The 11975-nt window shown below is 75.0% G+C and carries 8 protein-coding genes; 4 read left to right on the top strand and 4 right to left on the bottom strand.

Annotated elements, in window-relative coordinates; all coding sequences use genetic code 11:
* Positions 1-20: 20 nt before the first annotated feature.
* The 3 genes from ACGFZ2_RS09775 to ACGFZ2_RS09765 form a co-directional block, all read right to left on the bottom strand.
* On the bottom strand, positions 21-500 hold the full coding sequence (locus tag ACGFZ2_RS09775; RefSeq protein ID WP_393265495.1) for a Na(+)/H(+) antiporter subunit C: 480 nt from the start codon (positions 498-500) through the stop codon (positions 21-23).
* Positions 497-3331 (bottom strand): Na+/H+ antiporter subunit A, encoded by a 2835-nt coding sequence (locus tag ACGFZ2_RS09770; RefSeq protein ID WP_393451845.1) that lies wholly within the window; start codon positions 3329-3331, stop codon positions 497-499. The genes ACGFZ2_RS09775 and ACGFZ2_RS09770 overlap by 4 nt, the downstream gene beginning before the upstream one ends.
* Before the next feature lie 177 nt (positions 3332-3508).
* Complete coding sequence (locus tag ACGFZ2_RS09765; RefSeq protein ID WP_393451842.1) at positions 3509-3895, bottom strand: hypothetical protein; 387 nt, start codon at positions 3893-3895, stop codon at positions 3509-3511.
* Between the two features lie 170 nt (positions 3896-4065).
* Between ACGFZ2_RS09765 and ACGFZ2_RS09760 the strand changes: the two genes are divergently transcribed.
* From ACGFZ2_RS09760 to ACGFZ2_RS09745, 4 genes are all read left to right on the top strand, one after another.
* Entirely contained in the window at positions 4066-8751 is a 4686-nt protein-coding gene (locus ACGFZ2_RS09760) for a DEAD/DEAH box helicase (protein WP_393451839.1), read from the top strand.
* Between the two features lie 142 nt (positions 8752-8893).
* Entirely contained in the window at positions 8894-9637 is a 744-nt protein-coding gene (locus ACGFZ2_RS09755) for an SDR family oxidoreductase (RefSeq protein WP_393451836.1), read from the top strand.
* Positions 9638-9696: 59 nt separating this feature from the next.
* A complete protein-coding gene (locus ACGFZ2_RS09750) occupies positions 9697-10620 on the top strand; it encodes an RNA polymerase sigma-70 factor (RefSeq protein ID WP_393451833.1) in 924 nt (307 codons plus the stop codon).
* Between the two features lie 129 nt (positions 10621-10749).
* Complete coding sequence (locus tag ACGFZ2_RS09745; RefSeq protein WP_393451830.1) at positions 10750-11142, top strand: DoxX family protein; 393 nt, start codon at positions 10750-10752, stop codon at positions 11140-11142.
* A 178-nt stretch (positions 11143-11320) separates the two neighbouring features.
* On the opposite strand, the gene ACGFZ2_RS09740 is transcribed toward ACGFZ2_RS09745, so the two are convergent.
* Positions 11321-11911 (bottom strand): hypothetical protein, encoded by a 591-nt coding sequence (locus ACGFZ2_RS09740; RefSeq protein ID WP_393451827.1) that lies wholly within the window; start codon positions 11909-11911, stop codon positions 11321-11323.
* Positions 11912-11975: the final 64 nt, after the last annotated feature.

Here is an 11975-nt window from a genome sequence, read left to right as displayed (position 1 = left end):
GATCCCGTCCGCGTACCCGGTCATCCGGGACCGTCCCCGGGCCGGAGCCGGCGCGGCAGCTCGGGGTCGACCTGCTCGGGGTCGGCGTCCGGGCCCTCGCCGCCGAGGTCGGCGGTGGCCACCTCGTTGCGCTCCGCCGCCCGCCTGATCTGCCGGTCCTCGATGTCGTCGGGGACCTCGTCGTCGCCGGTCAGGTACCAGCTGCGATAGCTCACGGCCAGCAGGAACGCGGTCAGCCCGAAGGTGATCACGATCGCGGTGAGGATCATGGCCTGCGGCAGCGCGTCACTCAGCCGGCCGGCGGGCGCGGCGCCGACCACCGGGGCGGCGCCCGCCCGCCCACCCATCAGGATGAGCGCGTTGACCCCGTTGCCGAGCAGGATGACGCCGAGCAGGATCCGGGTCAGGCTGCGCTCCAGCAGCAGGGTGACCCCGCAGCCGACCAGCACGCCGACGGCGACGACCAGCACCAGGGTCGGTCCCTCCACCCCCGGCCTCACGTCCGCTCCCCGCTGCGGTCGACGCGCAGCCCGCCGCCGGACGCGCTGGCCGCCTCGATGTGCCGGTCCACCTCGGCGCCGAGACTGCGCAGGATGTCCAGCACCAGCCCGACCACGACGAGGTAGACCCCGACGTCGAAGAAGAGGGACGTGACCAGGTAGAAGTCGCCGATCAGCGGCAGCCACAGGTCGATCCGGGCGCTCTCGAGCACCGATCCGCCCGCGAGCAGCGCGACCACCCCGGTGCCGATCGAGACGAGGAGGCCGGCGCCGAGCACCGTGCCGGCGCCGACCGGCGCGGCCTCGGCCAGCTCGTCGCGGCCGCCGGCCAGGTAGCGCACGACCAGCGCCAGGCTCGCCACCAGGCCGCCGGCGAACCCGCCGCCCGGGGCGTTGTGGCCGGAGAAGAGCAGGAACAGGGAGAAGACCACCACGGTGTGGAAGATCAGCCGGGTGACCACCTCGAGCACGATGGAACGCCGCCGCTCGTGCAGGGTCGCGCCGCCGCGCAGCCAGACCGGGCGGCCCGGCCGGCGCGCCGGACCGGACGGCTCGGGACGGCGGGGACGCGGCCCCGTCCGGGACCGCTGGAAGATCAGGCTGGCCACGCCGGTCGCGGCCACCACCAGCACCGCCAGCTCCCCCATCGTGTCCCAGGCCCGGATGTCGACGAGGGTCACGTTGACCACGTTGCGGCCGTACCCCTGGCTGACGGCGAGGTCGGGGAAGGCGTCGGAGATGGTGGGCGCGTTCCGGGCCGCCGCGGCGGTCAGCGCCAGCCCGGCCGCCACCACGCCGGCCGCCACGCCGATCGCCCGGCGCATCCAGCGGCGCCGGCGCGGGCGGGCCGAGAACCGCTCGGGCAGCCGGCGCAGCACCAGCACGAACACCGCGATGGTCGCGGTCTCCACGAGGAACTGCGTCAGCGCCAGGTCCGGCGCGCCGTAGAGCACGAAGAGCATCGCGCTGCCGTAGCCCGTCATCCCCACCAGCAGCATCGCCGTCAGCCGTCGCCGGGCGCCCACCCCGAGCACCGCCGCCACGGTCACCACGGCCACCACCACGACCTGCAACGGGCTGTCCCAGAGGTCGATCCGGTCCCGCCACGGCCGGGTGGCCAGCATCGCCCCACCGGGCAGCACCGTGAGGGCGAGCAGGATGATCCCGAGGTACTGCGGCAGCGAACCCCGCTGGGTGACGCTGGTGACCTCGATGGCCAGCCGGTCGAACCGGCCGATGACCCACTCGTACCCCTGGTTGCCGCTGACCGGGACGTGCAGCCGGGCCAGCGCCGGGGCGAGGGGGCCGCGCAGCGCGTGCAGCGCCGCGCCGCCGGCCACGGCGAGGGCGGAGAAGCCGAGCGCGGGGCTGAGGCCGTGCCACAGCGCCAGGTGCCCGCCGACCGTGCCGAAGAGTTCGGCGTACGGGGCGAGCAGGCCGTCGAGGATCCCGGCGGCCGGGCCGGCGACCAGCCCGAGGACGGCCAGCAGGGCCGGCGGGGCGAGCATCGGCACGGCGATCCGCCCCGGGTCGGACGGCTCCACGCCGGGCCGGGTGGCGAACGCGCCCCAGACGAACCGGGCGCTGTAGGCAACGGTGAGCGCGGTGCCGGCCACCAGCACGGCGAGCACCACCGGCCGGTCGGTGAAGGCGGCCAGCACGGCCTCCTTCGCGACGAAGCCGACCAGCGGCGGCAGGCCGGCCATCGACGCGGCGGCGAGCACCGCGACGGTGGCCAGCAGTGGGGCCCGCCGGCCCAGGCCGGACAACTCCCGCAGGTCGCGGGTGCCGGCGCCGTGGTCGACGATGCCGACGACGAGGAACAGCGCCGCCTTGAACAGGGCGTGGGCCAGCAGCATGGCCACGCCGGCCAGCGCGGCGTCCGGGGTGCCCGCCCCGACGACCACGGCGAGCAGGCCGAGCTGGCTGACCGTGCCGTACGCCAGCAGCAGCTTCAGGTCGGTCTGCCGCAGCGCCGCCCAGCCGCCCGCCAGCATGGTCGCCAGGCCGGCGACCACCACCACCGGCCGCCACGGGCCGACGTCCGCCAGCACCGGGGCGAGCAGCCCGATCAGGTAGACGCCGGCCTTCACCATCGCGGCGGCGTGCAGGTACGCGCTCACCGGTGTGGGGGCCGCCATCGCCACCGGCAGCCAGGAGCTGAACGGCAGCACCGCCGACTTGGACAGCGCCCCGGCCAGGATCAGCAGCACCGCCGTGACCAGGTACGCCCCGCCGGGCAGCGAACCGGCAGCGATCTCGGACCACCGGTAGCTGCCGGCGTGGTGGCCGAGCATGATGAACCCGACCAGCATGGCCAGCCCGCCGAGGGTGGTCACGGTCAGCGCCTGGGCGGCCGCCCAGCGGCTGGCACGCCGCTCCGTGCTGTGCCCGATCAGCAGGTACGAGAAGATCGTGGTCAGCTCCCAGCAGACGTAGAGCAGCAGCAGGTCGTCGGCGAGGACGAGCCCGAGCATCGCCCCGGCGAAGGCCACCAGCACGGCCGCGAACCGGACCATCCCGACCGACCCGGGGCCGAAGTAGCGGGCGCTGTAGACGAGGACCAGCGCGCCGACGCCGCCGACGAGCAGGGTCATCAGCCAGGACAGGGTGGTCAGCCGCAGCGCCAGGTCGAGCCCGAGCTGCCGGATCCACGGGTACGTCTCCACCACCGCCCCGCCGTCGCGGACGGCCGGCGTGCGGGCCAGCGCCCAGCCGACGGCGGCGGCCGGCGCCAGCGCCAGCGCGTAGCAGGCACGCGGACCCCACCGCCGGACCAGCAGCGGCGCCAGGAGGGCCGCCACGAGGTGGAGGATCAGCAGTACGAGCACCCGCACTCCCGGTCGAGGTGGCAGCGGCGCGCGCCGGAGGTGGGCCGGCACCTAGGTGCGATCAGACGCCAGATGACCGCCCGTCGGGCCGTTTTGCGGGAATTCGTACCCTTGGCCGGCTTTGCCGTTCTCCCGTGGACTGCCCGGTGCGGGGCCGAAGGGCGTCGTGCGGCGCGGTCAGCCGACGGTGATGTCGGCGGCGGGGACGGCGGGCTCCCGGGCGGGGCGCTCCCGGCGGGTCTCCACCAGCAGGTCGGGGCGGTCGAGCTGGAGCACCACCTTGTTGACCACCCGCTGGGCGGCGGCGAGCGACCGCACCGACAGCAGCCGGCCCCGGCTCTCCCGGCGCAGCACGAAGTAGTGCACCGCGGCACGCACCTGGCCCCGGTCGGCGGCGCTGGCCTGGGCGGTGGAGACGACCAGCTCCCGCAGCGCCGCGGCCAGCCGCTCGGCCAGCTCCAGCTCCGGCCCGGCGAGACCGGCGCGGACGGCGGCGAGATGCCTGTCGACCTTGCGGATGAGCACGTCGGTGCCGGGCTCGAAGCTCCGCTCCTCGACGGTCATCCGATCCCCTCCACCCCGGCCGACTCCGAGTGAAGTTACTTTACGTTGCACGCTACAAGCAAGCAGTTAAGTGAGACTTAACGCATTCAACGGCACAACCATCGCGTATGAGCCGGACCAGGACACATCAGCGCCCGCCAGGGGAACGGATGTCAGACGGCCGGGGCAGGATGGATGGCGTGACGGATGCGATGGCGGGTTTCGGCGCGGCCACCCGGGAATGGTTCACCGCCGCCTTCGCCGCGCCCACCGCCGCCCAGGCCGGTGCCTGGAGTTCCGTCGCCGCCGGCCGCAACGCGCTGGTGGTGGCGCCCACCGGCTCCGGCAAGACGCTCGCCGCGTTCCTCTGGTCGCTCGACCGGCTGGCCCGCGAGCCGGCCCCGGCCGACCGCCGGCACCGGTGCCGGGTGCTCTACGTCAGCCCGCTCAAGGCGCTCGCGGTCGACGTCGAGCGCAACCTGCGCACGCCGCTGGCCGGGATCCGGCAGGCCGCCACCCGGTTGGGCGTCGCCCCGCCGGAGATCACCGTGGGGATGCGCACCGGCGACACCCCGGCCGACGAGCGGCGCGCGTTCGCCCGCACCCCGCCCGACATCCTCATCACCACGCCCGAGTCGCTGTTCCTGCTGCTGACCTCCGCCGCCCGCGACTCCCTGCGCGGCGTCGAGACGGTCATCCTCGACGAGGTGCACGCGGTGGCCGGCACCAAGCGCGGGGCGCACCTCGCGCTCTCCCTGGAGCGCCTCGACGGGTTGCTGCCCGCGCCGGCGCAGCGGATCGGCCTGTCCGCCACGGTCCGGCCGGTCGACGCGTGCGCCCGCTTCCTCGGCGGCGCCCGGCCCGTCGACGTCGTCGCCCCGCCCACCGCCAAGACGATCGAGGTCAGCGTCCAGGTCCCGGTGGAGGACATGACCCGCCTCGACGAGCAGGAGCCGCCGGAGGACGACCTCGGTGGGCCCGGGCCGCGCCGGGCGTCGATCTGGCCGGCGGTCGAGGAGCGCGTCTTCTCCCTGATCCGGGCGCACCGCTCGACCATCGTCTTCACCAACTCGCGGCGCTCCGCCGAGCGGCTCTGCGCGCGGCTCAACGAGCTGGCCGCCGACGAGTTGGCCGGCCTGCCCGCCGTCCCCGGCGCCGGGGACGACCGGGCCGTGCCGGCCCGGAAGGCCGACGCGTGGGACGGCCCCACCGGCCCGGACCGGGGCACCGGCACGTGGGGCGGGCCCGCCGGTGCGGACCGGGGCACCGGCACGTGGGGCGGCCCGGCGCGCCGCACTCCGGCGGAGATGATGGCCCAGGCCGGTGGGGCGGCCGGCGCGCCGACCGTGATCGCCCGAGCCCACCACGGCAGCGTCTCCCGGGAGGAGCGCAAGCACATCGAGGAGGCGCTCAAGTCCGGCCAGCTGCCCGCCGTGGTGGCCACCTCCAGCCTCGAGCTGGGCATCGACATGGGCGCGGTCGACCTGGTCGTGCAGATCGAGGCGCCGCCCAGCGTGGCCGCCGGCCTGCAGCGGGTGGGTCGGGCCGGGCACCAGGTCGGCGCGGTCTCCCGGGGCGTCGTCTTTCCCAAGCACCGGGGCGACCTGCTGTCCTGCACCGTCGTGGCCGAGCGGATGGGCGGCGGCGCCATCGAGGAGCTGCACTACCCGCGCAACCCGCTCGACGTGCTCGCCCAGCAGATCGTCGCCATGGTCGCGCTGGAGCCGTGGCACGTCGGCGACCTGGCCGTCCTGGTCCGCCGGGCGGCGCCCTTCGCCGAGCTGCCCGACTCGGCCCTGCACGCCGTGCTCGACATGCTCTCCGGCCGCTACCCGTCCACCGCGTTCGCCGAGCTGCGGCCCCGGCTGGTCTGGGACCGCGCCACCGACACGCTCACCGGCCGGCCCGGCGCGCAGCGGCTCGCGGTGACCAGCGGCGGCACCATCCCCGACCGGGGGCTCTTCGGCGTCTTCCTGGCCGGCGCCGAACGGGCCGCCCGGGTCGGCGAGCTGGACGAGGAGATGGTCTACGAGTCGCGGGTCGGCGACGTGTTCCTGCTCGGCTCCTCGTCCTGGCGGATCGAGGAGATCACGCCCGACCGGGTGCTGGTCTCCCCAGCCCCCGGGCAGGCGGCGAAGATGCCCTTCTGGAAGGGCGACCAGCTCGGCCGGCCCGTCGAGCTGGGCCGGGCCATCGGCGCCCGGGTGCGCGCCCTGCTGCGGCAGGACGACAGGTCCGCCGTCGCCACGCTGCGGGCCGGCGGGCTCGACGACTGGGCCGCCGGCAACCTGATGGCCTACCTGCGCGAGCAGAAGGAGGCCACCCGGTCCCTGCCCGACGACCGCACCGTGGTGGTCGAGCGCTTCCGCGACGAGCTGGGCGACTGGCGGCTGGCCGTCCACAGCGTGCTCGGCGCCCGGGTCAACGGGCCGTGGGCGCTGGCGATCGGCCGCCGGCTCACCGAGCGCTACGGCGTGGACGCCCAGGTGATGCCGTCCGACGACGGCATCGTCGTCCGCCTGCCGGACACGGCCGACGAGCCGCCGGGCGCGGACGTGGTGGTCTTCGAGCCGGAGGAGATCGCACAGCTCGTCGAGGAGTCCGTCGGCACCTCCGCGCTGTTCGCGTCCCGGTTCCGGGAGTGCGCCGCCCGGTCGCTGCTGCTGCCCCGCCGCGACCCGCGCCGCCGCCAGCCGCTGTGGCAGCAGCGCCAGCGCGCCGCCCAGCTGCTCGACGTCGCCCGCGAGTACGCCGACTTCCCGGTCACCCTCGAGGCCGCCCGGGAGTGCCTCCAGGACGTCTTCGACCAGCCCGCGCTGGCGGAGCTGATGCGCGACCTGGCCGCCCGCAAGGTGCGCCTGGTCGAGGTGGAGACCGCCCAGCCGTCGCCGTTCGCCCGGTCGCTGCTGTTCGGCTACGTCGGGGCCTTCCTCTACGAGGGCGACGCCCCCCTCGCGGAGCGACGGGCGGCCGCGCTGGCGCTGGACTCGGCCCTGCTCGGCGAGCTGCTCGGCCGCGTCGACCTGCGCGAGCTGCTCGACCCGGCGGTGCTGGCCGAGACCGAACGGCAGCTGCGCTGGCTGACCGAGCAGCGCCGCCCGCGCGACGCGGAGGACGTGGTCGAGCTGCTCCGGGTGGTCGGCGACCTGTCCGAGGCCGAGCTGGCCGAGCGGGGCGCGCCCGTGGAATGGCTGACCGGGCTGGCGGCCGCCCGCCGGGTGCTGCGGGTGCGCATCGCCGGCGAGGAGCGCTGGGTGGGCGTCGAGGACGCGGCCCGGCTGCGCGACGCCCTCGGCGTGGCCCTGCCGGTCGGGGTCGCCGAGGCGTACCTCGCCCCGGTGGCCGACCCGCTGGGCGACCTGGTCGCCCGCTACGCGCGTACGCACGGCCCGTTCGCGGCCGCCACCTGCGCCGCCCGGTTCGGGCTCGGGGTGGCCGTGGTGGAGCAGGCGCTGCGCCGGCTCGCCGCCACCGGCCGGGTCGTCTCCGGCGAGTTCACCCCGGACACGGCCGGCGCCCAGTGGTGCGACGCGGAGGTGCTGCGCCTGCTGCGCCGCCGGTCCCTCGCCGCGCTACGCCGGGAGATCGAGCCGGTGCCGCCCCGCGCGCTGGCCGCGTTCCTGCCCCGGTGGCAGCAGGTCGGCTCGTCGGCGCGCGGCGTGGAGGCGCTGGCCGCGGCGGTCGAGCAGCTCCAGGGGGCGGCGGTGCCGGCGTCGGCCCTGGAACGCCTGGTGCTGCCCGGCCGGGTCGCCGACTACTCCCCCGCCCAGCTCGACGAGCTGTGCGCCAGCGGCGAGGTGCTCTGGGCCGGCTCGGGGGCGATCTCCGGCGGGGACGGCTGGGTCACCCTCGCGTACGCGGACGCCGCCCCGCTGCTGCTGCCCCCGCCCGACGAGGCGCTCACCCGCACCCCGCTGCACGACGCGGTGCTGGAGGCGCTCGGCGACGGGCAGGCGTTGTTCTTCCGGTCGCTGTCCGACCGGGTGGGCTCGACGGACGACGCCGCGTTGACCGCGGTCGTCTGGGATCTGGTCTGGGCCGGCCATCTCACCAACGACACCCTGGCCCCGCTGCGGGCGGTGCTCGGCGCCGGCGGGGCGCACCGGTCTCGCCCGACCGCGCCGCGCACCCGCTACCGCCGCCCCGGGCGGGTGGCCCTGCCGACCCGAGGCGGCCCGCCGACCGTTGCCGGGCGCTGGTCGCGCCTGCCGGAACGCGACACCGACCCCACCCGCCGCGCCGCCGCCCTGGCCGACGTGTTGCTCGAACGGCACGGCGTGGTGACCCGGGGGGCGGTCGTTGCCGAGCAGGTGGCCGGCGGGTTCGCGGCGGTCTATCCGGTGCTCTCCGCGCTCGAGGAGCGCGGCGCGGCCCGGCGGGGCTACTTCGTCGAGGGGCTGGGCGCGGCGCAGTTCGCGGTGCCGGGCGCGGTGGACCGGATCCGGGCGCTGGCGGAGCCGGCCGACGGCGGGCGGGGGCGCGGCGGGCCCACCCTGGTGCTCGCCGCGACGGACCCGGCCAACCCGTACGGGGCGGCGCTGCCCTGGCCGGAACGGGTGGTCGACTCGGGCGACGGGGCCGCCCCGGCGACCGGGCACCGGGCGGGGCGCAAGGCCGGCGCCCTGGTGGTGCTGGTCGCTGGCGACCTGGTGCTCTACGTCGAGCGCGGCGGGCGGACCATCCTCTCCTTCAGCGACGACGCCGACACGCTGGCGGCGGCCGGCAAGGCGCTCGCCGACGCGGTCCACTCCGGCGCGCTGGGGGCGATGTCGGTCGAGCGGGCCGACGGCGGGGCGGTGCGTTCCTCGCCGCTGCGCGACGCGCTCACCGCCGCCGGCTTCCGGGCCACCCCACGCGGCCTGCGCCTGCGCGGCTGAACCGCACCCAGGCCCCATGACCGGCGACTGCGTCGACGCGGGGCGTGGTGGCGGGGCGGCAGCCGTGCAGGGCTCCTGGTGGAGTGGTTGTGACGCGGCGCTCACCGTGTCACAGCCGGGCCGGCGTATGTGTCTCGGGGGTATGACGAACTCGGAACAGACCTCTGTGTTGATCACCGGAGGCAACAAAGGACTTGGTCTCGAGGCCGCCCGGCGGCTCGGGGAGCAGGGCTGGACGATCTTCCTCGGCTCGCGTGACCAGGGTCGAGGACGAGCAGCCGCCGACAGGCTGACCGCCGGCGGCGCGAACGTGATCATGGTCCCGCTCGACGTGACGTCGGAGGAGTCGGTGACCGCCGCCGTACGACGTGTGCGGGAGCACACCGACCGGCTGGACGTGTTGATCAACAACGCGGGCGCCAGCGGGAACGGTGTCGCGCCAGCGGACGCGACGGCCGACGAAGTTCACTCCGTCTACGACACGAATGTGTACGGACCGATCAGGGTCACGCACGCCTTCCTTCCCTTGCTGCGGGCGGCGAAGAATCCGCGGGTGGTCATGGTGTCCAGTGGTGCCGGGTCCATGACGGTCGTGACCGATCCGGACCAGCCCGTCTCGAAGATGCACGAGCTTGCCTACAGCTCGTCGAAATACGCCCTGAACATGATCACCGTCCGGTACGCCCAGGCGCTTCCGGAGATCAAGTTCAACATCGCCACTCCCGGGGAGATCGCCACTCGCAAGTTCGCCGCGACCGACATGAACAATCACACCGGTCAGCTGACCGTCACTGAGGGCACCGACTCGATCGTCAAACTCGCGATGATCGATGCCGACGGGCCGACCGGAATCTTCATCGATCGCAACGGCCCCGCCCCGTGGTGACCGAGGTCGGCGGAGAGGCGCGGAGCGTCGGGGCGGCAGTGCCTCAAGGAGGAGCCGGCGTGACCCGGGCCGAGGAGTTCGAAGAACTGCGGGCGCTGCTGTTCGCGATCGCCTACCGGATTCTCGGCAGCGTGAGCGAGGCCGAGGACGCGGTCCAGGAGACCTGGCTGCGCTACGAGGCCTCCCCGACACGGCCCACGTCGACCAAGGCGTTTCTCTCGGCCGTGGTCACCCGGGTCGCGATCAACGTGCTGCGCTCGGCCCGGCTGCGGCGGGAGGAGTACGTCGGGCAGTGGTTGCCCGAACCGCTGCTGGCCGACCCGTACGAGGATCCGGAGCGGTCGGCGGAGCTGGCCGACTCGGTGTCGATGGCGGCGCTGTTGCTGCTCGAGCGGCTCAGTCCGCTCGAGCGCGCGGTCTTCGTGCTGCGGGAGGTGTTCGGGTTCGGCTTCGGGGAGATCGCGTCGACGGTGGGCCGCTCGGAGGCGGCCTGCCGCCAGCTCGCGGTGCGGGCGCGCCGCCACATGGACGCGGGCCGGCCCCGGTTCGATGCAGACCGCAGGGAGCGCGAGGAACTCGCCGAGCGCTTCTTCGACGCCTTCAGGGAAGGCGATCTCGACGGGCTACGGGAACTCCTCGCCGCCGACGTGCAGATGATCAGCGACGGCGGTGGCAAGGCCCCGCAACTGCCCCGGGCCATCATCGGCGCCGACAACGTGGCCCGGGTGCTCGCCGCGGCCGCTGCGCCGATGGTCCGGATCGGCGGTGTCCTCGAGCCACACGAGGTGAACGGCCAGCCGGGCGCGATCTTCCGCGACCGGGACAACAAGGCGGTCAACACCTTGGCGCTCGACATCCTCGACGGGCAGATCCAGGCGATCCGCTTGGTGATCAACCCCGCCAAGCTCCAGCACCTGGGTTCGGTGGCCGACGCCTGGGCGGTCGCCCGCAGGTTTCACCAGGCTCGCCGGCCCACGGAGTGACGTGAGGCCGAGGCCGCCGGATGGGTGGCGGCTCCGCCATCGTCGACGTCGGAGTCGCTGACGCGCAGCCGGCACCGGCCACCGCACCGCAGGAAACGACAATCTCTACGACTCTGCAAGGAGCAACCGATGGACCTCGACCGCTGGCTGTGGATCGCCACCGGGCTGCTGACCGTTGTCCTCCTGGTCAGCACCTCCAAGATGTTCGTACCCAGGGAGAAGATGGCCTCCATGGGGGGCCACGCCGCGGAATGGGTCCTGGATTTCAGCCCCGGCACCCTCAGGGCCATCGGGACCCTCGAAATCCTGGCTGCGGCGGGCCTGGTCCTGCCCGCGGTCCTCGACATCGCGCCGGTTCTGGTGCCCGTGACCGCCACCTGCGTGGCGTTGCTGTTCGTCGGCGCGGCGGCCATGCGCCTTCGCCGTGGCGAGACGGTGACGATCGTGCCCGACCTGGTCTATCTCGCCATCGCCGCCTTCGTGGCCTGGAGCCGCTTCGGCCCCGAGTCCTTCACGGGCTGACGGGGTCAGCGGGGTCCACAGGTGCGGGCTCGGTGCGGCGGTCCCACAGACGGGGCAGCTCGACAGTGCTCCCGGGGCAAGCCTGCCGGGCAGCCCGCCACACGACCGACGCGGCCGTGCTCGGCACCACACGTCCGACGACGGATGGGCGGCCGGGGTTGCCGGATGCCCGGGCGCGTCAGCGCAGGCCGGTGAGGACCCTCTCGTACCCGAGGCGGTCAGCCTTGGGCGTCCTCGCCTCCAGGTAGTTGAGCACCACCGTGCCGCGCCGGAAGGACTGACCGCCCCAGGCCTCGGCGATGTCGCTGGCGCTCGACTCGTCCGGGAAGACGTAGACGGTGACGGCGTCGGTGGCGATCAGCTCGGAGCAGCCCAGGCCGAGGCCGTCCGGCCCGCAGTCGACCGAGCGGTCCCGTGGGTTCGGCACCTTCAGCCCGGCCGCCTTGAACGCGTCGACGACCTGCCGCGCGCCCGGCGTCCCGGACGGCCGGGCGGGCAACTCCACCGGCGGCGGGCTGGCCGGGCGGCGTTCGGTGGTCCCGGCGCTCGGCCCGGCCGGCCCCCCGCCGGTGGGCGGTGCGGCGGACGTGGTGGCCGTCGTGGCCGTCCCCGGCGCCGTGGGGCCCGACGGCACGTCGGCGGCCGGCGTCGACGCCGAGGCGGCCGGGGGCGCGGCGCGCGGGGGCTCCTCCGCGTCGTCTCCGCAGGCGGCGGTCAGGGCGGCGGCGATCACGAGCACCGCGACGGCGGGCAGGCTGCGGTTGGTCACCCCTGGCAGTCTGCCCAACCCGGTCCCGTCCCGGCAGTGGCCGGTCGGCCATCCGGCTGTCCCA

The organism is Micromonospora sp. NPDC048063 (assembly GCF_043202855.1).
In the GTDB taxonomy this organism is placed as follows: domain Bacteria; phylum Actinomycetota; class Actinomycetes; order Mycobacteriales; family Micromonosporaceae; genus Micromonospora.
The sequence above is the reverse complement of the archived record's forward strand: the minus strand, read 5'-3'. Positions and strand labels throughout refer to the sequence as shown.